This is a genomic window from Rhodococcus sp. 14C212 (assembly GCF_011058195.1).
GTDB lineage: Bacteria > Actinomycetota > Actinomycetes > Mycobacteriales > Mycobacteriaceae > Rhodococcus > Rhodococcus aetherivorans.
On sequence record NZ_JAALEH010000013.1, the window covers coordinates 55,993 to 81,535 of the forward strand.

23 protein-coding genes and 2 tRNA genes are annotated in these 25,543 nt (G+C 70.0%); 22 read left to right on the forward strand and 3 right to left on the reverse strand.

Annotated elements, in window-relative coordinates:
• Positions 1-16: 16 nt before the first annotated feature.
• Entirely contained in the window at positions 17-160 is a 144-nt protein-coding gene (gene rpmH, locus G6038_RS08955; protein ID WP_006934459.1) for a 50S ribosomal protein L34, read from the reverse strand.
• A 279-nt stretch (positions 161-439) separates the two neighbouring features.
• Between rpmH and G6038_RS31825 the strand changes: the two genes are divergently transcribed.
• The 19 genes from G6038_RS31825 to G6038_RS09045 all read left to right on the forward strand — a co-directional run bounded on the left by G6038_RS31825 (position 440) and on the right by G6038_RS09045 (position 21,938).
• Positions 440-568: a hypothetical protein gene (locus G6038_RS31825; protein ID WP_276613829.1), complete on the forward strand. Its 129-nt coding sequence runs from the start codon at positions 440-442 to the stop codon at positions 566-568.
• Positions 569-790: 222 nt separating this feature from the next.
• Complete coding sequence (gene dnaA, locus G6038_RS08960) at positions 791-2,437, forward strand: chromosomal replication initiator protein DnaA (RefSeq protein WP_165037339.1); 1,647 nt, start codon at positions 791-793, stop codon at positions 2,435-2,437.
• 536 nt (positions 2,438-2,973) lie between these two features.
• Positions 2,974-4,158 carry a DNA polymerase III subunit beta gene (gene dnaN, locus G6038_RS08965; protein ID WP_165037340.1) on the forward strand — a complete coding sequence of 395 codons (1,185 nt, stop codon included), beginning with the start codon at positions 2,974-2,976 and terminating at the stop codon, positions 4,156-4,158.
• A gap of 25 nt (positions 4,159-4,183) precedes the next feature.
• Positions 4,184-5,437 (forward strand): DNA replication/repair protein RecF, encoded by a 1,254-nt coding sequence (recF, locus tag G6038_RS08970; RefSeq protein ID WP_165037341.1) that lies wholly within the window; start codon positions 4,184-4,186, stop codon positions 5,435-5,437.
• Positions 5,434-5,979: a DUF721 family protein gene (locus G6038_RS08975; protein ID WP_165037342.1), complete on the forward strand. Its 546-nt coding sequence runs from the start codon at positions 5,434-5,436 to the stop codon at positions 5,977-5,979. Before recF ends, G6038_RS08975 begins: the two co-directional genes overlap by 4 nt.
• A gap of 88 nt (positions 5,980-6,067) precedes the next feature.
• Complete coding sequence (locus tag G6038_RS08980) at positions 6,068-6,958, forward strand: metal-dependent hydrolase (protein WP_165037343.1); 891 nt, start codon at positions 6,068-6,070, stop codon at positions 6,956-6,958.
• Entirely contained in the window at positions 6,955-8,043 is a 1,089-nt protein-coding gene (locus G6038_RS08985) for a PDR/VanB family oxidoreductase (RefSeq protein WP_165037344.1), read from the forward strand. Before G6038_RS08980 ends, G6038_RS08985 begins: the two co-directional genes overlap by 4 nt.
• 8 nt (positions 8,044-8,051) lie before the next feature.
• Complete coding sequence (locus G6038_RS08990; protein ID WP_165037345.1) at positions 8,052-8,954, forward strand: alpha/beta fold hydrolase; 903 nt, start codon at positions 8,052-8,054, stop codon at positions 8,952-8,954.
• A 166-nt stretch (positions 8,955-9,120) separates the two neighbouring features.
• Positions 9,121-11,154 (forward strand): DNA topoisomerase (ATP-hydrolyzing) subunit B, encoded by a 2,034-nt coding sequence (gene gyrB, locus G6038_RS08995; protein WP_165037346.1) that lies wholly within the window; start codon positions 9,121-9,123, stop codon positions 11,152-11,154.
• Between the two features lie 338 nt (positions 11,155-11,492).
• Complete coding sequence (locus G6038_RS09000) at positions 11,493-14,573, forward strand: ATP-binding protein (RefSeq protein WP_206024487.1); 3,081 nt, start codon at positions 11,493-11,495, stop codon at positions 14,571-14,573.
• Entirely contained in the window at positions 14,570-14,986 is a 417-nt protein-coding gene (locus G6038_RS09005) for a roadblock/LC7 domain-containing protein (RefSeq protein WP_006934478.1), read from the forward strand. The genes G6038_RS09000 and G6038_RS09005 overlap by 4 nt, the downstream gene beginning before the upstream one ends.
• Positions 14,987-14,999: 13 nt before the next feature.
• Positions 15,000-15,374 (forward strand): DUF742 domain-containing protein, encoded by a 375-nt coding sequence (locus tag G6038_RS09010; RefSeq protein WP_006934479.1) that lies wholly within the window; start codon positions 15,000-15,002, stop codon positions 15,372-15,374.
• Positions 15,375-15,387: 13 nt separating this feature from the next.
• Positions 15,388-15,942, forward strand: coding sequence for an ATP/GTP-binding protein (locus tag G6038_RS09015; protein ID WP_006934480.1), 555 nt, complete (start codon positions 15,388-15,390; stop codon positions 15,940-15,942).
• Positions 15,942-16,778, forward strand: a complete 837-nt coding sequence (locus tag G6038_RS09020; protein ID WP_165037347.1) for an MHYT domain-containing protein — start codon at positions 15,942-15,944, stop codon at positions 16,776-16,778. The genes G6038_RS09015 and G6038_RS09020 overlap by 1 nt, the downstream gene beginning before the upstream one ends.
• A 157-nt stretch (positions 16,779-16,935) precedes the next feature.
• Positions 16,936-17,769 (forward strand): MHYT domain-containing protein, encoded by an 834-nt coding sequence (locus G6038_RS09025; protein WP_165037348.1) that lies wholly within the window; start codon positions 16,936-16,938, stop codon positions 17,767-17,769.
• 149 nt (positions 17,770-17,918) lie between these two features.
• Positions 17,919-20,423 carry a DNA gyrase subunit A gene (gene gyrA, locus G6038_RS09030; RefSeq protein WP_165037349.1) on the forward strand — a complete coding sequence of 835 codons (2,505 nt, stop codon included), beginning with the start codon at positions 17,919-17,921 and terminating at the stop codon, positions 20,421-20,423.
• Positions 20,424-21,578 (forward strand): DUF3566 domain-containing protein, encoded by a 1,155-nt coding sequence (locus G6038_RS32050; RefSeq protein WP_165037350.1) that lies wholly within the window; start codon positions 20,424-20,426, stop codon positions 21,576-21,578.
• Between the two features lie 75 nt (positions 21,579-21,653).
• Positions 21,654-21,727 (forward strand) — tRNA-Ile (locus tag G6038_RS09040).
• 138 nt (positions 21,728-21,865) lie between these two features.
• Positions 21,866-21,938: transfer RNA gene (locus tag G6038_RS09045), tRNA-Ala, on the forward strand.
• Positions 21,939-22,006: 68 nt separating this feature from the next.
• Here G6038_RS09045 and G6038_RS09050 read toward each other — a convergent pair.
• Positions 22,007-22,459, reverse strand: a complete 453-nt coding sequence (locus G6038_RS09050) for a helix-turn-helix domain-containing protein (RefSeq protein ID WP_165037351.1) — start codon at positions 22,457-22,459, stop codon at positions 22,007-22,009.
• Positions 22,456-23,067: a type 1 glutamine amidotransferase family protein gene (locus tag G6038_RS09055; RefSeq protein ID WP_165037352.1), complete on the reverse strand. Its 612-nt coding sequence runs from the start codon at positions 23,065-23,067 to the stop codon at positions 22,456-22,458. Before G6038_RS09055 ends, G6038_RS09050 begins: the two co-directional genes overlap by 4 nt.
• A gap of 190 nt (positions 23,068-23,257) precedes the next feature.
• Between G6038_RS09055 and G6038_RS09060 the strand changes: the two genes are divergently transcribed.
• The 3 genes from G6038_RS09060 to G6038_RS09070 all read left to right on the forward strand — a co-directional run bounded on the left by G6038_RS09060 (position 23,258) and on the right by G6038_RS09070 (position 25,519).
• Positions 23,258-23,755, forward strand: coding sequence for a hypothetical protein (locus G6038_RS09060; protein ID WP_165037353.1), 498 nt, complete (start codon positions 23,258-23,260; stop codon positions 23,753-23,755).
• Positions 23,756-23,832: 77 nt separating this feature from the next.
• Positions 23,833-24,342 (forward strand): copper chaperone PCu(A)C, encoded by a 510-nt coding sequence (locus G6038_RS09065; protein WP_165037354.1) that lies wholly within the window; start codon positions 23,833-23,835, stop codon positions 24,340-24,342.
• On the forward strand, positions 24,335-25,519 hold the full coding sequence (locus G6038_RS09070; RefSeq protein ID WP_165037355.1) for a Dyp-type peroxidase: 1,185 nt from the start codon (positions 24,335-24,337) through the stop codon (positions 25,517-25,519). The genes G6038_RS09065 and G6038_RS09070 overlap by 8 nt, the downstream gene beginning before the upstream one ends.
• The last annotated feature ends 24 nt before the right edge of the window (positions 25,520-25,543 follow it).

Here is a 25,543-nt window from a genome sequence, read left to right on the forward strand (position 1 = left end):
CTCCCGGATTCGGGGATCAGGCGGTGAGCGAGGTGCGGCCCTTGCGGCGACGCGCCGACACGATCGCGCGACCCGCGCGGGTCCGCATCCGGAGACGGAAGCCGTGAACGCGCGCGCGGCGTCGGTTGTTCGGCTGGAACGTCCGCTTGCCCTTGGCCACGGTCAACACTCCTCGAAGTTCTATGACGCCGGTCGGCGTCCTCGGTCCAACGTGTACGGGAATCGCATGACACGTGCCGCACGCGAAAATACTGCGTGACAGCACGGATCCGTCACTGCTGTATGAGTGACTGTTCGAGGCTACTCGGCGGCAAGCACGAAATCAAACCGCGCCGCCTCGGCACACGCAAGACGACACGCCGCACACCCATTTTCTCGCGCGTCACGTTCGCAACACGAAGTCGTGTGACTCCGTTCACATTCCGGTACGCTCCCGTTCATGGTTTCGCCGGGGCTGTTCCTCGTCGCCCACCACCGCGGTGAGCAGGGCCACTCGCTGCCGCCGAGCGGGCACCGGCGCTGCGCCCGGCCGCCGGTCCGGGTCCGGCCCGGCACCCACAGTCGCTAGCCCGGGCCGAGCGCGCCGGGCTTCTCGAGACATGTCACACTGGACACTTCGTGTCCGAGCCGGACCTCGCGTCCCGTCCTCGGTGTGCTCTGCCGTCTACAACTGCCGATCCACGCCCTCCACAACTCCCAATCCACATCCCACAGGGCGCCACCCTGTGGTTGTCCACATCTGTGGATAATCGTGTGGAATTCGGATCGAGAGAACTGGGGAGGACGCGACGTGAACGACGAGCCGAACGCGCTGGCCGACGTGTGGCCGGACGTCGTCGCGGAGCTGACCGCCGACGGCGAGGGCCTCAGCAAGGGCCAGAAGGCGTGGCTCGCCCTGGTCAGGCCGATCACCCTGGCGCAGGGTTTCGCACTGCTGTCGGTTCCCTCGTCGTTCGCGCAGGAGGCCATCGAGCGGGATCTGCGCGAGCCGATCCTCCGGGTGCTCCACCGCACCCTCGGGCATCGCGTCGAGGGACTCGGCGTGCGCATCGAGCCCTCCGCGGCCGTCGACGATCCCGCCGAGGACCCCTACGCCGTGCCCCGGGACACGCTGCCCCTCGAGGGCCTGCCGCCGGACCCCCGCGCGCCCGAGCCCCACTCGTTCGATACGCGGCCGATCCCCACCGGACCGCCCGAGTCGCGCCCGCGTGAGACCGACCCCCGCGAGATGGTGCATCCGTTCCGGCGGCGCCGCCCGTCCTCCCTCGACCACGGCATGCTCGAGGTCGACACGGGCGAACTCGAGGAGGTCGACGACGACCGGGAGGCCATGACCGCGGTCCGGGAGTCGTGGCCGTCCTACTTCACCCAACCACCGCCGCCGGCCGCCGTGTCACCCACCGGCAGCAGCAGCCTCAACGCGAAGTACACGTTCGACACGTTCGTCATCGGAGCGTCCAACCGGTTCGCCCACGCGGCCGCGGTGGCGATCGCCGAGGCGCCCGCCCGCGCGTACAACCCGCTGTTCATCTGGGGTGCTTCCGGCCTGGGCAAGACGCACCTGCTGCATGCCGCCGGGCACTATGCGCAACGCCTGTTCCCGGGGATGCGGGTCAAGTACGTCTCCACCGAGGAGTTCACGAACGACTTCATCAACAGCCTCCGCGACGACCGCAAGGTGGCGTTCAAGCGCAGGTACCGCGAGACGGACATCCTCCTCGTCGACGACATCCAGTTCATCGAGGGCAAGGAAGGTATCCAGGAGGAGTTCTTCCACACCTTCAACACCCTGCACAACGCGAACAAGCAGATCGTGGTGTCGTCCGACCGTCCCCCGAAACAGCTCGCGACGCTCGAGGAGCGCCTGCGGACCCGGTTCGAGTGGGGCCTGATCACCGACGTCCAGCCGCCCGAACTCGAGACCCGCATCGCGATCCTCAGCAAGAAGGCCCGCATGGACCGACTGGACGTGCCGCACGACGTCCTCGAGTTGATCGCCAGCAGGATCGAACGCAACATCCGCGAACTCGAGGGTGCGCTGATCCGGGTGACGGCCTTCGCGTCCCTCAACCGGCAACCACTTGACCTGACGCTGGCGGAAGTGGTGTTGCGGGACCTCATCCCCGACTCGACGGCTCTTGAGATCAACTCGGCCACCATCATGGCGGTGACCGCCGAGTACTTCGGCATCTCGATCGACGACCTGTGCGGGCCCGGCAAGGCGCGGCCGCTGGCCCAGGCGCGACAGATCGCGATGTATCTGTGCCGCGAGCTCACCGACCTCTCGCTGCCCAAGATCGGCCAGACCTTCGGCCGGGACCACACGACGGTCATGTACGCGGACAAGAAGATTCGCAAGGAGATGACCGAGCGGCGGAAGGTCTACGACCAGGTACAGGAGCTGACCGCGCGCATCAAGCAGCGCTCCAAGCGCTGAGCGGTAATCGCCCTGGAGCAGGGGCCCGGACGATCGTGTCCGGGCCCTTCGTCGTATCCGGAGACGGGCCGGCGGTGGGCGGCGGGTGTGATTCTCGAGACGGATGGGCAGTGACTCACACCTGTGGACAACCGTGTGTACAACGTGGGATCTTTGTGGACGGACGGTGTACCGATGTTGAACACTCTCGAGATGTCCACATCCGTCCTCGAGAATTCCTCGAGTTCATCCTCGAGAGACGGGGGCTCGAGAAGCCCGCCCCACCAGCGTAGACGGTCGTTCGTCCACAGATTCCACAACCCCTATTACTACTTCTGTGTTTTCTCTTGAAGACTCCTCTTTCAAAACAGGGTTGTGGAGGACTCGAGTGCACAGGGTCTCGAGAGCCGCGTCCCCCTCGAGCCTCCGGCTTTCCAAGTGATCCACGAGCGCATACCGTGGAGCGACGTCCCCGCTGCCGACCTCGGTGTCGGGGTCCTGTGCCAGACTTCGTTGAATCGATCGACAGCAATCAGAGCGAAAGGATCCGCCGGGCGATGGAGCTTGGAAGCATGAAGTTTCGTGTCGCTCGCGAGGACTTCGCCGACTCCGTCGCGTGGGTTGCGCGCAGTCTCCCGTCGCGGCCGCCGGTGCCGGTGCTCGGCGGTGTCCTCCTCGGCGCGGACGATCAGGGACTGACCGTCTCCGGATTCGACTACGAGGTCTCCGCGCAGGTCCATGTGTCCGCAGAGGTCATCACCCCCGGGCAGGTACTCGTGTCGGGTCGCCTGCTCGCCGACATCACCCGCGCGCTACCCAACAAGCCCGTCGACGTGGTGCTCGACGGAACTCGGGTGCTCATCAACTGCGGTAGCGCGAAGTTCTCCCTGCCGACGATGCCGGTCGAGGACTACCCGCAGCTGCCCGAGTTGCCGCAGCAGACCGGTTCGCTGCCCGTGGAGGTGTTCGCCGAGGCGATCAGCCAGGTCGCGGTCGCGGCCGGCAAGGACGACACCCTGCCGATGCTGACCGGTATCCGTGTCGAGATCGACGGCACCGACATGGTGCTCGCGGCCACCGACCGGTTCCGCCTCGCGGTCCGCAAGATCGAGTGGATGCCCACCGCCGACGCCGCGACCGCCGCGGTCCTCGTGCCGGCCAAGACCCTCTCCGAGTCGGCGAAAACCGTTGGCGGATCTTCTAATTCGCCCGTCCAGCTCGCGCTGGGGGCGGGTTCGTCGGTCGGCGCCGAGGGCCTGCTCGGCATCGTCGCGGACGGCCGGCGTACCACCACGCGCCTCCTCGACGCGGAATTCCCCAAGTTCCGCCAGTTGCTGCCGACCGAGCACACCGCGATGGCGACCGTCGACATCGCGCCGCTCGTGGACGCGATCAAGCGCGTCGCGCTCGTCGCCGAGCGCGGCGCGCAGGTGCGGCTCGAGTTCACCGAGGGCGGGCTGCTGTTGTCGGCCGGTGGCGACGACGCCGGGCGCGCGGAGGAGTCCCTCGCCGCGGAGTTCCAGGGCGAGCCGCTGATCATCGCGTTCAACCCCGGGTACCTGCTCGACGGCCTCGGCTCGCTGCACAGCGAGAAGGCGTCGTTCGGCTTCACGACGCCGAGCCGCCCCGCGGTGCTGCGACCGGCGCTCGAGGAGGCACCCGAGCCCGACGCTTCCGGCACGTTCGCCGCCCCGGACAGCGACTACACCTATCTGCTGATGCCGGTGCGCCTGCCGGGCTGACCCGGGGGCAGGAAGCGGTCGGCCCGTGTACGTTCGCACCTTCTCGTTGCGCGACTTCCGTTCCTGGGAAGCCGTTTCGCTGAATCTGGCGCCGGGACCGACGGTGTTCCTCGGTCGCAACGGGCACGGCAAGACCAACCTGCTCGAGGCGCTCGGCTACCTGTCGACGCTGACCTCGCACCGGGTCTCCGGCGATGCCCCCCTGTTCCGGAGCGGGACGTCGCGGGCCCAGGTGGGGGCCGTCGTCGTCAACGGCGGGCGGGAACTGGGCATCGACGTCGAACTCAACGAGGGCCGGCCCAACCGCGGCCGGATCAACCAGTCCCCGACCCGGCGGCCGCGCGAGATCCTCGGCATTCTGCGGACGGTGTTGTTCGCGCCGGAGGACCTGTCGCTGGTGCGGGGCGATCCGGGTGACCGGCGCCGGTTCCTCGACGAGCTGCTCGCCACCCGCATCCCGCGGATGAGCGGGGTCCGCGCCGACTACGACAAGGTGCTGCGACAGCGCTCGGCCCTGCTGAAGACAGCCGGGGGCGCGCTGCGCCGCGGCAGCCGGTCCGGCGACGGGGCGAGCGCACTGGCAACGCTCGACGTGTGGGACGGCCATCTCGCGGCGCACGGGTCCGAGCTGCTCGCGGCCCGCGTCGCGCTGCTACACGAACTCGCCCCGCACGTCGCCGAGGCGTACCGATCGATCGCCCCCGAGTCACGGCCGGCACTGCTCCGTTACCGCAGCACGGTGGGTGAGGCGCTGCCGCCGGAGTTCGCCGACCCGGCCCGCGAGCCGCGATCCGACGACCGTGAGGTGCTCGAGGCCGCGTTCCTGACCCGGCTGGCGCAGGCGCGGACGAAGGAGATCGAGCGGGGTGTGTGCCTGGTGGGCCCCCACCGCGACGAGCTCGACCTGATCCTGGGCGATCAGCCGGCCAAGGGCTTCGCCAGCCACGGGGAGTCCTGGTCGTTCGCGCTGGCGCTGCGTCTGGGTGCCTTCTCACTCCTGCGGGCCGACGGCACCGACCCGGTTCTCATGCTGGACGACGTGTTCGCCGAACTGGATCGGCGTCGCCGCGCCGCGCTCGCCGCCGTCGCGGCCTCGGCCGAGCAGGTGCTCATCACCGCCGCGGTCCCCGAGGACGTGCCGGCGGAGCTGGCTGCGGTCCGGTTCGGGGTGCGGGCCGAGGACACCGACCGGGGACGGCTCTCGGTGCTGACCCGGCTCGACGGCGGCGACCCCTCGCAGCCGGATCTGGACGGAACCGTGGACGGAGCACTGAGATGAGCACCGAGAACCCGGGCGAGCAACCGCCCCAGCCGCCGCTGCGCGGGATCGACCTGGCCCGTCGCGCGCTGGAGGAGGCCCGTGCGGCCGCGAAGGCGAGCGGGAAGTCGGTGGGGCAGGGGCGCGCGTCGCGCGGGGCGCTGCGACCACGGCGCCGCCGCGGCTGGTCCGGTCCCGGCCCCGACGAGCGGGACCCGCAGCCGCTCGGCGCGCTGGCGAACGCGCTGTCCAAGCAGCGGGGATGGTCGGGGCGCGTGTCGGAGGGCACGGTGCTGGGCAGTTGGGCACGCGTGGTCGGCGACGACATCGCCTCGCACGCGTCGCCGACGACGCTGCGCGAGGGGGTGCTGCACGTGTCGGCGGAGTCGACCGCCTGGGCGACACAGCTGCGCATGATGCAGGCGCAGATCCTCGCGAAGATCGCCGCCGCGGTGGGGCACGGGGTGGTCAAGGAGCTGCGGATCACGGGGCCGACGGCGCCGAGCTGGCGCAAGGGGGAGCGGCACGTCCGCGGCCGCGGACCTCGGGACACGTACGGCTGATCCGACCCTGGATTTATCTGTAACCCGATGTTACGTTGAATTCCGACGGTTGTGCGCTGTTCCACACGTCCGCATCGGAGGTACGTCCATGTCCACATCGCTCACCGAACCGGACCGCGTCCTGCTCCAGGCCCGCGACGTCGAGTTCGACTGGAGCGCCCTGCCCATGCACTGGGTGCCGGGTGATCCGTTCAGCACCCACGTGCTCAACGTCCTGCATCTGTTGCTGCCGGCGGGGGAGGAGTGGTTCGTCGAGACGTTCAAGGAGGCGCTGCCGCTCATCGAGGACGAACAACTGCGCGAGGACGTCGTGGGATTCATCGGCCAGGAATCGGTGCACTCCCACGCTCACCAGGGGGTACTCGAGCAACTCGAGTCGAAGGGTCTCGATCCCACCCCGTTCACGGACCAGATGCGGTGGCTGTTCGGCCGGCTGCTCGGCCGGCGACCGCTGACCGGACTGCGCGCGGAGAACTATCTCGTCGAGCGGCTCGCCATCATCGCCGCCGTCGAGCACGTCACCGCGTTCCTCGGGGACTGGGTCCTCAACGCGAAGGGCCTCGACGCGGCGGGCACCGATCCGACCATGCTCGACCTGCTGCGCTGGCACGGCGCCGAGGAGGTCGAGCATCGCAGCGTCGCCTACGACGTGATGCGCTACTTCGACCCGGGGGAGGCCCGGCGGGTCCGTACCCAGCTCCTCGTCACCCCGGTCCTCGTGTGGCTGTGGATCCGCGGTGCCCGTTTCCTCATGGCCCACGATCCGGACCTGGCGGGTGCCTCGAAACATGTTCGTGCACCCCATCTCTCGGATTGGCTGGCGGCGAGTCGCCGCGGCACGCTACCCGGCCCGGTGGACCTCGGCAGGCGCATGTCGCGGTACTTCCAGCGTTCGTACCACCCGAGCCGGGAGGGGTCGACCGGTCAGGCGGTCCGCTACCTGGCGTCCTCCCCCGCCGCCCGGGCGGCAGCCCGATGACCGGAGTGCTGCCGCGGCACCGGCGCCCGTCGGACCTGCACGGGCGGAACCGGACCGACCGTGCGATGGGCCTGCTCGGATCCGTCGTGGAGAGCTACCTGCGCCTCGTCACGACTCTCGGCTACGACGGCGCCGCCGGTGCCGGGGACCCGGACCTGCAGCTGAATCTCGTTGTCACCGAAAAGGACCCGGTGACGGCCGACGGCGACGTGATGCGGTTGACGCTGCGGGCCCCCGGCGGCGCCGAGCTGCCGGCGTGGCATCCGGGTGCCCACCTCGACTTCCATCTGCCCTCCGGGCGGCGACGGCAGTACTCGCTGTGCGGCGATCACGAGGACCGCACCCGTTACACCGTCGCGGTTCGCCGGATCCCCGGCGGCGGGGGCGGGTCGCTCGAGATGCATGCCCTCGAACCGGGTGACCCGGTGGCCGTGCGCGGTCCGCGCAACGGGTTCCCGTTCGTCGCCGGGGGCGCGGCCCTGTTCGTCGCCGGCGGGATCGGCATCACTCCCGTCCTGGCGATGACCCGCGCCGCGGACCGTGCCGGAATGGACTGGCGGCTCGTCTACACCGGCCGTACCCGGTCCGCGATGCCGTTCCTCGACGAGATCGGAACATGGGATCCGTCAAGGGTTTTCGTACGTCCGGACGACGAGTACGGCACGCCGACGGGCGCCGACCTGCTCGCCGGCGCCCCCGCCGGCGGGGCCGTCTACTGTTGTGGGCCCGCCCCGATGCTGGACGCGGTGCGCGCCGGCATCGACGCCACGGGGGCGTCGGCCCTGCACTTCGAGCGGTTCGGTGCCCCACCCGTCGTCGACGGCCGGGCGTTCGAGGTCCAGCTGGCGAGCACCGGAGAGGTGCTCGCCGTCCCGGCCGACGAATCGGCGCTCGAGGTGATCCGCCGGCGCCGGCCCGGCATCGGCTACTCGTGCCGGCAGGGGTTCTGCGGAACCTGCCGGGTGCGGGTCCTGTCCGGTACCCCCGACCACCGCGAGAACCGGCTCACCCCCGAGGAACGTCGCGAGGAGATGCTCGTGTGCGTCTCGCGCGCCGTCGGTGGCCGGCTCGTACTCGACCTCTGAGGAAGAACATGACCACTCGTACCGTCACGAACGGAGCCGTCCGGCTCCACGTCGTCGAGGAGGGCAACCCGCAGGGGCCGACCCTCGTCCTGGTCCACGGCTGGCCCGACACGCATGCCCTGTGGGACCGCGTGGTGCCCGCGCTGGCCGGCGATTTCCGGATCGTCCGGTTCGACAACCGCGGTGCCGGCGCCTCGACCGTGCCGCGCGACGTCGCGGCCTACCGGCTCGAGCTGCTCACCGCGGATCTGTTCGCGGTGATCGACGCGGTGAGCCCGGACGCGCCGGTGCACCTGCTCGGGCACGACTGGGGGGCGGTGCTGTCCTGGGAGGCCGTGTGCGAACCCGGGGCGGCGGAGCGGATCGCGTCGTACACCTCGGTGTCCGGGCCGAACCTCGACCACCTCGCGCTGTGGATGCGTCGCCGGCTGGGGGAGCGGCGCCCGCTCGGCCCGCTCGAGCAGGCCGTGGCGTCGTCCTACACGGTGCTGTTCCAGACCCCCGGCCTGCCCGTGCCCGCGCTGCGGTGGTGGTTCTCCCGGCACTGGCCGGGATTCGTCGGGTTCTTCGACCGCTCCGATCCGGCCCTGATCGGACCCGTCGCGCCCACGCTCGCCGACGACATGGTGCACGGCCTGAAGCTGTACCGGGCGAACCTGCGACGGCGGCTCCGCACGCCGCGCGAGCGGCGCACCGACGTCCCCGTTCAGCTGATCCAAGGCCTGCGGGACCGAGCGGTGCGGCCGGTCGGGTACGAGGACACCGAGAAGTGGGTCACCGATCTGCGCCGGGAACCGCTCGACGCCGGGCACTGGTCGCCGCGCTCGCATGCCGGTGAGCTCGCGGCCGCGACCGCACGCTTCGTGCGCGACGTCGAGGCGCGGCACACTGTCCGAACCTCGTCGCCCTAGCGATTCACCCTCCCGCACTCGCGACGCCGCGCCTGCGGGCCGGTGAGCGGCGTCGACGGCCCGTCCTGTGTCGGACGGGGCAAGTACGCTTCCGGGCAGTAGGATGAATTCCGAATGCGTGCGCGTGTGCGCGAGACCCAGGCGGAAGAAGGAGAGCTACCAACCCGTGGCTGCCCAGAAGTCGAACAAGAGCAACAGTGAGTACGGTGCTTCCTCCATCACCGTCCTCGAGGGTCTCGAGGCGGTGCGCAAGCGCCCCGGTATGTACATCGGTTCCACCGGTGAGCGCGGCCTGCACCACCTGATCTGGGAGGTCGTCGACAACTCGGTCGACGAGGCGATGGCCGGCCACGCCACCAAGGTCGAGGTGACTCTCCTCGAGGACGGCGGCGTGCAGGTCGTCGACGACGGCCGTGGTATCCCCGTCGGAATGCACGCCTCCGGCATCCCGACCGTCGAGGTCGTGCTGACCCAGCTGCACGCGGGCGGCAAGTTCGATTCCGATGCCTACGCCGTCTCCGGCGGTCTGCACGGCGTCGGCATCTCGGTGGTCAACGCGTTGTCCACCCGGCTCGAGGTGGAGATCGACAATGACGGCTACCACTGGGAGCAGACGTACCTGTCGTCGAAGCCCGGGGAACTGATCAAGGGCGAGCCCACGAGGGCCACCGGCACCACCGTCCGGTTCTGGTCGGACCCGGACATCTTCGAAACCACGACCTACAACTTCGAGACGGTTGCGCGGCGTCTGCAGGAGATGGCCTTCCTCAACAAGGGCCTGACGATCACGCTGACCGACGAGCGGGTCGCCCCCGAGGAGGTCACCGACGAGGTCGTCAGCGAACTCGCCGAGGCACCGAAGAAGGCCGAGGAGCAGGAACAGGCCGAGGCCGAACAGCATCACAAGGTCAAGTCCCGCGTCTACCACTACCCGGGCGGTCTCGAGGACTACGTGCGGCACATCAACCGCACCAAGCAGCCGATCCACAACTCGGTCGTCGGCTTCACCGCGAAGGGCACCGGCCACGAGCTCGAGGTCGCGATGCAGTGGAACTCGGGCTACTCCGAGTCGGTCCACACCTTCGCCAACACGATCAACACCCACGAGGGCGGCACCCACGAGGAGGGCTTCCGCGCGGCCCTGACCTCGGTGGTCAACAAGTACGCGAAGGACAAGAAGCTCCTCAAGGACAAGGACCCGAACCTCACCGGCGACGACATCCGCGAGGGACTGGCCGCGATCATCTCGGTCAAGGTCGGCGAACCGCAGTTCGAGGGCCAGACCAAGACCAAGCTCGGCAACACCGAGGTCAAGTCGTTCGTGCAGAAGGCCTGCAACGAGCACCTGTCGCACTGGCTCGAGGCGAACCCGGCCGACGCGAAGACCATCGTGACGAAGGCGGTCTCGTCCGCGCAGGCCCGCGTCGCCGCCCGCAAGGCGCGCGAGCTGGTCCGGCGCAAGTCCGCCACCGATCTCGGCGGGCTGCCCGGCAAGCTGGCGGACTGCCGGTCGAACGACCCGAGCAAGTCCGAGATCTACATCGTCGAGGGCGACTCCGCCGGTGGTTCCGCCAAGTCGGGGCGCGACTCGATGTACCAGGCGATCCTGCCGCTGCGCGGCAAGATCATCAACGTCGAGAAGGCGCGCATCGATCGCGTGCTGAAGAACAACGAGGTCCAGGCGATCATCACCGCCTTCGGCACCGGCATCCACGACGAGTTCGACATCGCGAAGCTGCGCTATCACAAGATCGTGCTGATGGCCGACGCCGACGTCGACGGCCAGCACATCGCCACTCTGCTGCTGACGCTGCTGTTCCGCTTCATGCGTCCGCTGGTCGAGCAGGGCCACGTCTACCTGGCGCAGCCGCCGTTGTACAAGCTCAAGTGGCAGCGTTCCGAGCCGGAGTTCGCGTACTCCGACCGGGAGCGCGACGGCCTGCTCGAGCGTGGTCTCGCCGCCGGCAAGAAGATCAACAAGGACGACGGCATCCAGCGTTACAAGGGTCTCGGCGAGATGAACGCCAAGGAACTGTGGGAGACCACCATGGACCCCAGCGTGCGCGTGCTGCGTCAGGTGACGCTGGACGACGCGGCCGCAGCCGACGAGCTGTTCAGCATCCTGATGGGCGAGGACGTGGAGGCACGTCGCAGCTTCATCACCCGTAACGCCAAGGACGTTCGCTTCCTGGACGTCTGACCGGGTTCCAGGTCGCCGGAGAGGGCGGCGAAAGGGGTGTGTGACAAGGTTCACACCACTGCTTTCGCCGCCCTTCGGCGCGTCGGGTGCGTCTTCCCGGGCCGCGAATGTTACTGGTCGGTAGAGTTTTCGGCTCGGTGACCGGCTCGAGGCGCGAGTCCCGCCGGTTCCCGGAGTGGCCGTGCTCCTTTCGTTATCCGCACTCGGGCGGATATGGTGCGTGCACTCAGGAACGTCTCTTCCGACCACTCCACCCGCGGCCGCACCTCCTCGACACCGAGCGGTGCGGCGCGGGTGTGGGTCGGCGGCGGGAACCGGGTGGAAAGTGAGCTGTGAAGATGAGTGACGAATCGCCACCTCGGCAGCGGTGGTGGAACATCGAAGGGTGGGGCCTTCGCTGGAAGGTGACCGCCGTTCTCGCCGTTCCCGTGACCGTGGCAATGGTGCTGGGCGGCCTGCGCGTACAGCAGGAGCTCTCCAACGCCGTCCACTTCTCGTCCGCTGCCGACCAGGTGGCCGTCGTGCCCGACCTCGTCGACTTCGGTACCGCCTTCGGTACCGCCTCCGCGACGCTGGCCGCCGGTACCGGCATCACGAACGAGATCGAGAACCTCGACGCGACACTGGAACGCGTCCGGGCGGTGTCCCGGAACCCGGAGCTGGATCCGGTCATCGCCGCGGACCTCACCCGCACCGTGGCCGCCGCCGAGGCGCTGCGAGACCGCATTGCGGCCGGCAACATCCCGCTCCCCGAGCTCAACGAGCAGACCAATGCCATCCGCAAGGACCTGATCCGCATCGTCGAGGCCATCGTCGAGCCGATCGAGGATCCGTCCGTGCTCGCCGAGGGCACCCGGCTCGTCGACGCCTGGGCTTCCCAGCGCTACCTGTTCGATCAGGTGATGGGCATCGTGGCGATCCTGCGGGACCCGGACCAGCCGGGCACCACCCTGGTGTCCGCGTCCGGCTCCGAGCTCGCCATGCTCGAGACGCTCGCCCGGTCGTATCCGGCGTCCGACGCACAGATCCAGGAGCTGCGCAACGGCGTTGCCGAGCGCACCGCGATGATCGACGCCGCCGGCGACGGGCCGCTGCCCATCCTGAACCTGCGCTCGTCGCTGCTGCAGAGCGTCGAGGTCTACGGCACCCTCATCGACGAGGCATCCAACGCGATCAGCGACACCGTTCTGGCCCGCGCCTCCGATACCCGCTCCGCCGCCCTCCGTGACACCGCGATCGTGCTCGGCGCCCTGCTCGCCGCGCTCGTCCTGGCGCTTCTCGTGTCGCGGTCGCTCGTCGGCCCGATCCGGCGCCTGCGCTACGGTGCTCTCAAGGTCGCCCGGCAGGAACTCCCCGACGCCATCGACCGCATCAGGGTGGGTGACAACGTCGAGGACATCGAGTTCACGCGGGTCCCGGTGCACACGACCGAGGAGATCGGCCAGCTCGCCCGCGCCGTCGACGACATGCACGGGCAGGCCCTGCGCCTCGCCGGTGAGCAGGCCCACCTCCGCCTGCAGATCAACGACATGTTCGAGACCCTCGCCCGGCGCAGCAAGTCGCTCGTCGAGCAGCAGCTCGGCCTCATCGAACGACTCGAGTACGAGGAGAAGGATCCGGCCCGGCTCGAGAGCCTGTTCCGCCTCGACCACCTCGCGGCGCGCATGCGTCGTAACGGCGACAACCTGCTGATCCTCTCGGGTACCCGGATGCGGCGCGGGCACTCCGCGCCCGTACAGCTCGGTGACATCCTCCGTGCCGCGATGTCGGAGGTGGAGGACTACCAGCGCGTCCAGATCGGCTCGACGCCGGAGGGCGCACTCAGCGGCACGGTCGCCACGGACATCGTCCACCTGCTCGCCGAGCTCGTCGACAACTCGCTGCGGGCGTCCCCGCCGGACAGCACCGTGACGTTCAGCTTCGCACGGGCGGTCGACGGTGGCCTGCTCGTCGAGATCGCCGACCGCGGTATCGGGATCCCGGCCGAGGAACTCGACGCGATCAACGAGCGGCTTGCTCTCGGTGGCGAGGTCGGTCCCGACACCGCCCGCCACATGGGTCTGTTCGTGGTCTCGCGCCTCGCGGCGCGGCACGGCCTCACCGTGCGGCTGCGCCCGACGTTCGACACCGCGCGCAACCCGGGCATCACCGCCAGCGTCCACATTCCCGACGTGCTCCTCGTCTCGCCGCTCGCCCTGTCGCAGACCGGTCCGCAGCCGCGCATGGGTGAGGACGGCCGTCCGGCCGAGGCCCTCACCCCGCGGCCGCCACGTGACGTCGCGGCCCCGGCCCTGCCGGAACGCACCCCCGCGCCGGAATCGCCGCTGCCGCAGCGTCAGCCGGCGCCCGTTCCTCCGGAGCCGTCCGCGCCGGCCGCGGGCCTGCCGCAGCGTCGGCCGGGGACCACTCCGGGTCTGCCGCAGCGCCGCCCCGGCTCGACTCCCGGTCTGCCGCAGCGTCAGCCGGGTGTCACCCCGAGTCCGGCGCCGCGCCAGCCCACGCCGCTCTCGGAACTGCCCCGGCGGCAACCCGGTCCGCCGCCGGTCCTGCCGCCGCGCCGCACGGAGACGGTCTCGCCTGCTCCTGCTCCCGCCGGGTCGGCTCCGGCCTCGCCCGAGTCGGCTCCGTCGTCCGCGGGCAGTGGTCTGCCGCAGCGCCGGCCGGGTGCTACGCCGGGCCTGTCGCCCCTGCCGGTTCCGGTCACCGCGGGCAGTAGTCTGCCGCAGCGCCGGCCGGGTGCCACGCCGGGCCTGTCGCCGCAGCCGTCCGCTGCTGTGTCGGGGAACGGTGCGTCGGGCAACGGTGCGTCGGGCAACGGGCTGCCGCAGCGCCGGCCCGGGAGCACTCCCGGACTGCCGACGCCGCCGGCCGCCGCTGATTCCGCCCTGCCGCAGCAGTATTCCGAGCAGTCCGCAGACCCGGCCGCCGCGTCCGCGAGCCACGGCAGTGCAGCAGCCGACGGGCAGCCGGGCCGCGCCGCACGGCATCGGTACCGGACGAACCCGGCCAAGACGGCCGCGTTCTTCCAGCCGCGGCCCGACGTCAACACGCTGCGTCCGGGTGGCGGCACGCCGATCTTCGCCGACATGATGTCGAGCTGGCTCGTCGATCCGACGAGCCTGCCGGAGGACCGCCGGCCGGAGTGGAACTCGCGGGCGGACGTCGGTTGGAAGGCCGCACAGGAGGCGGCGCAAGCCCCGGTGGAGCAACTCACCACCGCGGGTCTTCCGCGACGTGCACCCGGTCATAGGCTGGTGCCCGGTGCGGTCGCCTCCCCGGCGACCGGATCTGTGCCGGCTGTTCGGCGGCGCGACCCGGAGACCATCCGGGCCAACCTGAGCCGTCACCAGCAAGGGGTTCGCAACGGGCGGGCCTCCGCGCACGCGTCCACCCAGACCGACGAACAGGGAGTTCGATGAACATTGACCATGGATCCGACGTAACTCGTCCTCTGGACTGGTTGGTGTCGAACTTCGCGCGCGAGGTTCCCGGCGTCTCCCACGCCGTGCTCGTGTCCGCGGACGGCCTCCTGATGGCGGCCAGCGCACACCTGCCGGTCGACCGTGCCGAGCAGCTCGCTGCCGTCACGTCCGGCCTGGCCAGCCTGTCCAACGGCGTGTCCCAGCTCTTCGAGGGCGGCGGAGTGCTCCAGTCCGTCGTGGAGATGCAGCACGGTTACCTGCTGCTGATGAGCGTGGGTGACGGCTCGCACCTGGCGACCCTGACCGCCTCGGAGTGCGACATCGGACAGGTCGGTTACGAGATGGCACTCCTGGTCGATCGTGTGGGGGCATCGGTCGAGGCCACTCCGCGCATCGGTCTGGGGTCCTGACGTCGAGGTGGCCATGGAAGAACGCAAGCCCGAGTCGCCGCCGGCCCAGCCCAGTCTGGTCCGGCCGTACTCACTGACTTCGGGACGGACCAGCCCCGCGGTCGAGCTGGCGTTGGAGGCACTGATCCAGGTCCTCCCGGGCACGGACGACCGTGCCCGGGACCTGGACAACATCAATGCCACGATCGTGGCTTTGTGCAGAGAGTCCCCGTCGGTCGCCGAGATCGCGGCGCGGGTGGGTGTGCCGATCGGGGTGGCGCGCGTACTCGTGGCGGATCTCGTCGAAGCCGGGCACGTACGGATCCTGGCCACCCTGAAAGACGATTCGAGCGACGCGGAGCGTCGTGAGCTGATTGAAAGGGTCCTCAGTGGACTTCGCGAACTCTAACTCCCCGAAGCGGGTGACCTCGACGAAGATCGTGATCGCCGGGGGCTTCGGTGTCGGCAAGACCACGTTGGTGGGGGCGGTCTCGGAGATCGTTCCGCTGCGCACCGAAGCGCTGGTCACCAACGCCAGCGACGGCGTCGACAACCTGAGTGCGACGCCGCAGAAGGCCACCACGACCGTCGCGATGGACTTCGGCCGGATCAGCCTCGCCGAGGATCTCGTGCTGTACCTGTTCGGTACGCCGGGACAGCACCGGTTCTGGTTCATGTGGGACGACCTGATCCGCGGCGCGATCGGTGCCATCGTGCTCATCGACACCCGGCGTCTGGACGAGAGCTTCGCGGCGGTCGACTTCTTCGAGGCCCGGAACCTGCCGTTCATCGTCGCGATCAACGAATTCGACGACGCCCCGCGGTACCCGACCGAGGACATCCGTCAGGCCCTGGCGGTCTCGGCGGACGTGCCGATCGTCTCGATCGACGCTCGGCAGCGCGAGTCCGCCAAGTCGGCGCTCGTGACGGTCACCGAGTACGCGCTGCGCAAGCTGCACCAGCCGGTAGCGCCCTGATGGACACGCACGTGCACCTGTTCGGCATGGGCACGTGGGTGATCGTCCTGGCGTACGTGACGTCGGCGATCGGGTTGCTCGTGGGACTGGCCAGTGCCCGCAAGTCGTTGTCCGCCGGTTCGGAACGGGCGCGGCTGTACTGGCTGATGCGAGCCGCGCTCTCGACCGGGGGCGTCGGGGTGTGGCTGGCGCACTTCCTGCCGATGGCGGGTTTCACGGTGGACGGCAGCATCATCCGATACGACCTGCTCGGCATCGTCTTCTCGATGGCGGTGGCGCTGGTGTCCGCCTTCGTCGCCATGGTGGTCGTGCAGCCGAAGCGGGTGTCGCGCCGGGCCCGGCCGTCGCGCGGTGCCGTGGCGGCACGGCTGTCGAGCGGGTCGCTGGTCCTGGGCGCCGGGATCGCCGGCGTGCACTACTCGATCATGTGGGCGATGGAACTGCAGGGCAGCGTCGCATACGACATGACCTACGTGGCGGCGTCCGTGGTGGCGGCCTGCCTCACCGCGGTGGTGGTCCTGTGGCTGGTCACGGTCGCCGACAGCAGGGGGATGCGGATCGTCGGCAGCATCTTCGCCGGCGCGGCGGTGATGGGCGTGCACTTCCTCGCGATGGCGGCGGTGCAGGTGACGGTGGATCCGTCGACCGCGGCGCCGTCGGGGGTCGAGGTGTTCGCCGTCCTCTTCCCGGTGTTCGTGCTCGGCATGCTGATCCTGACGGTCCCGATCATGGCGTTGCTCATGGCTCCCGACCGGGTGGCGGCCGCACTCGAGGCCGAGGCCGAGGCGTGGGCGCAGCAGCACAGCCCGGCCGATTCCCGGCATCCGGCCACCTGAGCGCACGGGGGCGGGACCTGCCCGCGTCCGAATCACATCGATGCGATACGCTCCGATCGCTGTCGAGGGGGCGACGTCGCAGCCCGTATCGATTCGGTGTGGCGCGCCACCGCACGAGTGCGGACCGACTTCCGCGTGCCACGCTCAGAAGGTCACGATGTCGCACGAAATGCACCACTTCTCCATGGGGATGTGGGTGTTCTTCCTCGCCTATGCCACCTCCGTCGTCGGATCGTTCGTCGGGCTCTCCTGCGCCCGCCAGGCGCTGATCGCCCCGACCGGCCGCGGCCACCGCCGCTGGATGGCCATGGCCGCCCTGTCCGTCGGCGGTGTGGCCGTCTGGCTCATGCACTTCATCGGGATGATGGGCTTCGACGTCCCGGGTACCGCGGTCCGTTACGCGCTGGGACCGACCGCCTTCTCCGTCGCGCTGTCGGTGGGTGCCACCTGGTTCGGGCTCTGGCTCGTGAGCTCCCGCGCCGCGTGGGTGAACCGCGTCCCGTCTCTCGTCCGCCTGTTCGTCGGCGGCGTCGGGATGGGCCTGGCGGTCAGCCTCATGCACTACAGCGGCATGTGGGCCATCCGGATCCAGGGCTCGCTCCAGCACGACACCGCGTTCGTCGTGGCCTCGGTGGCCATCGGCGTCGTCGCGGCCACGGTCGCCCTGTGGCTCGCGCAGGCCGCGGACCGGTGGACGCTCCGGGTGCCGGCCGCCCTGCTCATGGGCTGCGCGGTCGTCGCGCTGCACTACACCGGCATGGCCGGTGTGCGCGTCCAGGTCGACCCGACCGTCCCGCTGCCCGCGGGCCAGACCGTCACCGCCCTGCTGTTCCCCTCCTTCGTGCTCGGCATCGTCGTTCTCACCGTGCCCATCGCGGCGCTGCTGCTCGCCCCCAGCCGGAGGGATCTGGCACTGGAACAGGAGTTCGCCCGCTGGACCACCGACGACGACGGCACCGACTCGTCGCGGACCGTTCCGGCGCGATCGTGAGGTGAATTCCGGGCGACGTGGAGGGTCGGTCGAGCGGAATCGCCGCATCGCTCGGTGTGTGAGCTGACCTGCACCTATAGACTCGTGTGGTTGCGAGACGCGCGCGGGCGGAAGCCCGCGGCGTTCGAGCCGAGTAGAAGAAGGAGCTCATGACCGACACCACGTTGCCGCCGGAGGGGCCGGGGCACGACCGCATCGAGCCCGTCGACATCCAGCAGGAGATGCAGAGCAGCTACATCGATTACGCAATGAGCGTGATCGTGGGCCGCGCCCTGCCCGATGTGCGGGACGGTCTCAAGCCGGTGCACCGCCGCGTCCTGTACGCAATGTACGACAACGGGTTCCGCCCGGACCGCGGCTACGTGAAGTCGGCACGTGCCGTCGCCGAGACGATGGGCAACTACCACCCGCACGGCGACGCCTCGATCTACGACACGCTCGTGCGACTCGCGCAGCCGTGGTCGATGCGCTACCCGCTCGTGGACGGCCAGGGCAACTTCGGTTCCCGCGGCAACGACGGCGCAGCCGCGATGCGGTATACCGAGTGCCGGCTCACCCCGCTCGCGATGGAGATGCTGCGCGAAATCGACCACGAGACGGTCGATTTCCAGCCGAACTACGACGGCCGCACGCTCGAGCCGGTGGTTCTCCCCAGCCGTATCCCCAACCTGTTGATCAACGGTTCCGGCGGCATCGCGGTGGGCATGGCCACCAACATCCCGCCGCACAACCTCCGTGAGGTGGCCGACGCGATCTACTGGGCGCTCGAGAACTTCGAGGCCGACGAGGAAGCCACCCTGGCGGCCGTCATGGAGCGCATCAAGGGGCCGGACTTCCCGACGGCGGGCCTGATCGTCGGCAGCCAGGGCATCAAGGACGCATACACCACCGGCCGCGGCTCGGTGCGGATGCGCGGTGTCGTGGAGATCGAGGAGGACGCCAGGGGGAAGACCTCCATCGTCATCACCGAACTGCCGTACCAGGTCAACCCGGACAACCTGATCACCTCGATCGCCGAGCAGGTCCGGGACGGCAAGATCGCCGGTATCTCCGACATCCACGACGAGTCGTCGGACCGCGTGGGCATGCGCATCGTCGTCACCGTCCGCCGTGACGCCGTGGCGAAGGTCGTCCTCAACAACCTCTACAAGCACACGCAGCTGCAGACCGGCTTCGGCTGCAACATGCTCTCGATCGTCGACGGCGTGCCGCGCACCCTGCGGCTCGACCAGATGATCCGGTTGTACGTCAACCATCAGGTCGAGGTCATCGTCCGCCGGACGCGGTACCTGCTGCGCAAGGCAGAGGAGCGGGCCCACATCCTGCGCGGTCTCGTCAAGGCGCTCGACGCGCTCGACGAGGTCATCGCGCTGATCCGCGCCTCGGCGACGGTGGAGGACGCGCGCACCGGCCTGATCGGGCTGCTCGACGTCGACGAGATCCAGGCCGACGCGATCCTGGCGATGCAGCTGCGCCGCCTCGCCGCCCTGGAACGACAGAAGATCGTCGACGAACTCGCCGAGATCGAGCGCGAGATCGACGACCTCAAGGACATCCTCGCCAAGCCCGAGCGTCAGCGCGCGATCGTGCGGGACGAGCTGAAGGAGATCGTCGACAAGTACGGCGACGACCGTCGCACCCGCATCGTCGCGGCCGACGGCGACGTCTCCGACGAGGACCTCATCGCCCGCGAGGACGTGGTCGTCACCATCACCGAGACCGGCTACGCCAAGCGCACCAAGACCGATCTGTACCGGTCCCAGAAGCGTGGCGGCAAGGGCGTCAAGGGTGCCGACCTCAAGCAGGACGACATCGTCAAGCACTTCTTCGTGACGTCCACGCACGACTGGCTGCTGTTCTTCACCACCAAGGGCCGGGTGTACCGGGCGAAGGCCTACGAGCTGCCGGAGGCCAACCGCACCGCGCGCGGCCAGCACGTGGCCAACCTGCTGGCCTTCCAGCCGGACGAGCGGATCCAGGGCGTCATCCGGCTCAAGTCCTACGAGGACGCCCCGTACCTGGTGCTCGCGACCCGCAACGGCCTGGTCAAGAAGTCGCGCCTGTCGGACTTCGACTCCAACCGGTCCGGCGGCATCGTCGCGATCAACCTGCGCGGCGACGACGAACTGGTCGGCGCGGTGCTGTGCTCGTCGGACGACGACCTGCTGCTGGTCTCCGCCAAGGGACAGTCGATCCGTTTCGTGGCCGGCGACGAGGTGCTGCGGCCGATGGGCCGGGCGACCTCCGGTGTGCAGGGCATGCGGTTCAACGAGGACGACGCCCTGCTCTCCCTCAACGTGGTCCGCGAGGGCACGTACCTGCTGGTCGCGACGTCCGGCGGGTACGCCAAGCGCACCCCGATCGAGGACTACGTGGCGCAGGGCCGCGGCGGCAAGGGCGTGCTGACCATCCAGTACGACCGTAAGCGTGGCACTCTGGTCGGAGCGCTCATCGTGGACGACGACGACGAGCTGTACGCGATCACCTCGGGCGGTGGCGTCATCCGGACCCCCGCGAAGCAGGTGCGCAAGGCCGGCCGACAGACGAAAGGTGTGCGGTTGATGAACCTGGGGGAGGGGGACACGTTGCTGGCGATCGCACGCAACGCCGACGAGCCCGAGGAGAGCGCCGTACTCGAAGCGAAGGAGTCGTAAGTGAGCACTCCCCAGGGACCGAACGGGGCCGAGCAGGGGCCGCCCGCTCAGCCGCCGAAGGGGCAGAACGGACGGGAGGTGCCCGGCAAGCAGGCTCCCGAGGTGAAGCCGGAGGGCGCCGCGGCGCCGTCGGACACGCCGGGTGCCGCCCGGAACCCCACCGCGGGAACGAACCCGGGCGCGCCCGCCGACGGCGCGACGAAGCAGGGTTCCGCCACGCCGGAGAGCGGGACGTCGCGTCCCGGGCAGCAACGTCCGGGCGGGCCCCCCACGCCGCCGTGGCAGCGCGGGAATCAGCAGGAGGCGCCGCAGAACGTGCCGCAGACGAATCTGGCCCGCCCGGGTCAGACGTCGTCCTCGACCGGGCGTCCCGCGGTGCCCACGTCCGGCAATGCCGGTGACAAGCCCGCCACGCGCCCCGGCGCGGCCCCGACGGGATCGGCGCAGCCCGCAGGACAGCAGCCGGGCCCGGCGAAGCCGGCGGCGGCTCGCGCGGGCGGGAATCCGGCCGGCGGCCGGCCCGGTGCGGCGACGCCGCCGACCCGGCCGGTGGTCACCGGCACGGCGGCCGCCTCGATGAACGCGCCCACGACGGGGATGCCGGGTGCGGACCGGTCGGCGGCCAAGGCGAAGGCGGCCGTCATCGACGGTCCGACGCGGCACATCGAACGCAAGGACCTGGCGAAGGACCTGCCGGACCTGTCGACGGTGAAGCATCCGCTGCCGTCCGCGCCGGCCGAGGAATCCGGGGCTGCGCAACCGGTTGCCGCGGTAGCGGCCGCGGCCCGGGTCCCGGGTGAGCCGCTGCGCGCGACCGTGCAGCTGCGCCGTATCGATCCGTGGTCGATGCTGAAGATCTCCTCGGTGATCTCCGTCTCGTTGTTCTTCGTGTGGATGGTCGCCGTGGGCTTGCTGTACGGCGTGCTCGCGGGCATGGGCGTGTGGGAACGGCTCAACAGCGCCTTCACCGACATGGTGTCCGACACCGGTGGGGGCGGCCTCATCACCGCCGGTCAGGTCTTCGGGTACGCGACGGTGATCGGGCTGGTCAACACGATCCTGCTCACCGCTCTGGCCACCCTCGGGGCGTTCATCTACAACCTGTGCACCGACCTGGTCGGGGGCGTGCAGGTTACCCTCGCAGACCCGGACTGAGCTGGGAAAACGTGGCCCCGCCGAGCCGGTTTTGGACTTCGCGGCTCGGTGGGGTAGTGTTCCAACTCGGTTCGAGGGCCTATAGCTCAGGCGGTTAGAGCGCTTCGCTGATAACGAAGAGGTCGGAGGTTCAAGTCCTCCTAGGCCCACTCCCCGTGCCGAAAGGGCAGCGAGCATGAAGGTTCTTCTCACTGTGGGAACCGTTGTGCTGGTGGCCGTCGGACTCGCCCGGATGTTGCGGAGCGAGGACGAATGGCACGAGGTCACCGGCCGCTGAGGCGGCAGACGGGGCCTTAGCTCAGTTGGTAGAGCGCTGCCTTTGCAAGGCAGATGTCAGGAGTTCGAATCTCCTAGGCTCCACAACGCACACTCGAATATCGACGACAGGCCCGGACAGTACGGATGTCCGGGCCTGTCGTCGTGTCCGGTCATTTCTCCTCGGCAAGCTCGTCGAGGACCGCCGAGAGCCGACGCATCGCGGCCAGTGCGGCGGCCAGGCCGTCCTCGCCCACGGCCTCGGCGAGTCGACGGGCGAAGGCGGCATGCGCCGGATCGATCCCGGTTACCGCCTCGCGTCCCGCCGGGGTCGGCGCGACGAGCTTGGCACGCCGGTGGGCCGGGTTGGGCAGGTACTCCGCGAGACCGCGCTCGACCAGCAGGTCGGCGATCCGCTGCACGCTCTGGCGGGTGATCCCCATCGCGCGGGCGATGCCGGCGACCGGCAGGGGTTCGCGCAGCACGGCACCGAGGACCTGCCACCACGCCGCCGTGAGCCCGGCCGGACGCGCGAGGGATTCGGCGACCTCGAGGAACTGTCCGTTGAGCCGGAACGACGTCAGGGCGAGGCCGCTGAGCAGTTCCTGCTCCGGACGCTCGCTCATCCGGCCATGAGTTCGTAGAAGCCGGCGGGGTCGCGTCGGCCGTAGAGCTTGAACCAGGATTCGAGGACGTGCGGCTCGAACACCTCGAGGCGTTCGAGGATCGCGCGGGCGAACTCGACCGGGGCGGTGGCGCTTGCGGTGATCAGATTCCGATCGGTGACGGCCGGTTCGTCGCGGTAGAGACGCCCGCCGGCGTAGCCCACACTCGCCAGGAACTCGGCGGCGTTGCTCGTGTGCGCGCGATCGTCGAGCAGGCCGGCGAGGGCGAGCCCGCCCGTGGCCCCGCAGATCGCGGCCACCGGAACCCCGGCCTCGAGGAAGTCGCGCGCCCGCTCGGCGAAGGGGGTGAACTGCTCGGTGTTCCAGATGTCGTTGCCCGCCAGGACGAGCATCGCGCTGTTCTCCGGCCGCACCTCGTCCAGGGTGGTGTCGGGGAGGATGCGCATTCCGCCCATGGTGGTGACGGGGTCGCGCGTGGCGCCGACGGTGGCGACGGCGTAGCGGCCGGGGTGCTTGTGCCAGAGGGGTTTGTTGATGTGGGCGATCGCATGGCCGATCTCCCAGTCGGCGAGGGTGTCGTATACGGCGACATGCACTGTCTCTGTCATGGCAGTATGCTGTCGTATTGACAGTATATTGTCAATAGGCGGACGGCTGGTTTCACGTGAAACGCTGAGGCGTGAGGACGCTGGGGACGCGGTCGGACCTTTTCGCGGTTCGGTTCGGATTCCAGGGGCGGCCCCCACCCTGTGAGGGCTGTTACTACTCCCCGTAGTAAAGGGCGCGTATCCTGGCTGCATGTCTGCCGAGAGGGACGTCGCACGCGTACGCGGCGCCTTCGTCGGCGGCATGTCGGGGGCGGTGAGCATGGCCGCCCACGCGCTCGCCGGCGGGTCCGCGCCGGGCCAGGCACCTGCGGTGCTGCTGCTCGCCGCCGCGGCCGCGGTGGGTCTGCTCGCCGCGGGCACTCGCCTGCCGATCGTCGGCGTGCTCGCCGCCGGGCAGGTCGTGGGCCACGGCGTCCTCTCCCTCGACTCGGGACACGTCCACGTCCCCGACGCGGGCATGCTCACCGCGCACACGGCCGCGATCGTCGTCGCGGCACTGCTCGTCCGCGGCGCCGAACACGGCTGCCGCGTCGGGCTCACCGCGGTGCGCCGCGCGACTGCGCCGTCCTTCGCGCCGGCGCCCGTCGCCGCTCCCGGCTGGACGCCCGTCGCACACCATCCCCGGGTGCGGCGCGGCCTGCTCGTCGCCGCAGGTCTGGGCACCCGAGGTCCTCCCGTCACGGTCTGATCCCCGCCCACCTCACGGTCCCCGCTCCGCGGGACCGCGCGCACGCGTGCGCACCCGGACCGATCTCGGAGAACCTCATGAAGAAGACCCTGTTCCTCGCTGCCGCTGCGGCCGCGACCCTGTTCGCCGCCGGATGCTCGTCCGACGAGCCGGCCGCCGCCGCCGCGGACTCGCTCACCGTCTCCTCGGCGTGGGCGAAGGCCGCCGAATCCGGCATGACCGGCGCTTTCGCCGAGCTCGAGAACACCGGCGACACCGACATCCACATCGTCTCCGCCGCCAGCCCCAGCTCGGCCCGCACCGAGATCCACGAGATGGCGGCCGGCGACGGCGGTGCCATGGTGATGCGCGAAAAGGAGGACGGCCTGGTCATCCCCGCGCACAGCACCCATTCCCTCGCGCCCGGCAACGACCATCTGATGCTGATGGACCTCGTCGAGCCCGTCCTGCCCGGCACCGACGTGACCTTCGAGCTGACCTTCGAGGACGGTTCGACCACGGAGTTCACCGCGCAGGTCCGCGACTTCTCCGGCGCGCAGGAGAACTACCAGCCGAGCGCCGGCATGGGGGCGAACCACGGTGGCTGAGCTGAGCCGGCGGCGCCTCCTCGGGGGTGGCGCCGCCGTCCTCGGCGCCGCGGGCATCGGCGCGGCCGGAATCGGGACGGGCCTCGGCTACGCCGCCACGCGGGAGCCCGAGCCCACCGGCGGGCGCACCGTCGCCTTCCACGGCGTGCACCAGGCCGGCATCGACACCGAGCCGCAGGCCTTCGCCGCGTTCGTCGCCCTGGATCTGCGCCCGGGACTCGACCGGCGGGCGCTCGTCGGGATCATGAAGGTGTGGGCCGAGGACGGCCGTCGGCTCGCCGAGGGCAGTCCTGCCCTCGGCGACACCGAGCCCGAACTCGCCCACGATCCCGCGCGGCTGACCGTGACCGTCGGATTCGGTCCCGCCGTGTTCGACGCGGCCGGCCTCGCGGCGCGCCGGCCCGAGTGGCTGCGGCCGCTGCCGGCGTTCTCGATCGATCGGCTCGAGGAGCGCTGGTCGGGCGGCGATCTGCTGGTGCAGGTCTGCGCCGACGACCCGGTCACCGTCTCGCACGCGACCCGCACCCTCTCCAAGAGCGTGCGGTCGCTGGCCACCGTGCGCTGGGTCCAGCGCGGATTCCGCAACGCGGCGGGCACCAAGCCCGCCGGCACCACGATGCGCAACCTCATGGGCCAGGTCGACGGCACGGTCAACCCGGCTGCGGGAAGCACGGACTTCGACCGGCAGGTGTGGAATCCCGGCACCCCGGCCTGGCTGGCCGGAGGAACGTCCGTGGTGTTGCGGCGTATCCGCATGGAACTCGACACGTGGGACGAGCTGGACCGGCCCGCCCGTGAACTCGCCGTGGGCCGGGACCTGGCCTCGGGGGCGCCGTTGACCGGCAACCGGGAGCACGACGATCCGGACTTCGCCGCCACCGACGTCCACGGCATTCCGGTGATCCCACCGGAATCGCACGTCGCGCGGGCGCGGCCGCGGAACGCGAACGAGCGGTTCCTGCGGCGTGGCTACAACTACGACGACCCGGACGGCGCCGGGCTGCTGTTCGCGTCGTACCAGGCCGACGTGGACGCCCAGTTCGTTCCGGTGCAGCAGCGGCTCGCCGAGCACGACGCGCTGAACCCGTGGATCACGCCGGTCGGGTCGGCGGTGTTCGCCGTCCCACCCGGATTCGGCCCCGGCGGATATCCGGGCGACACCCTGCTCGAGGACTGACGGGCAGCGCCCCCGGCCCGGGAT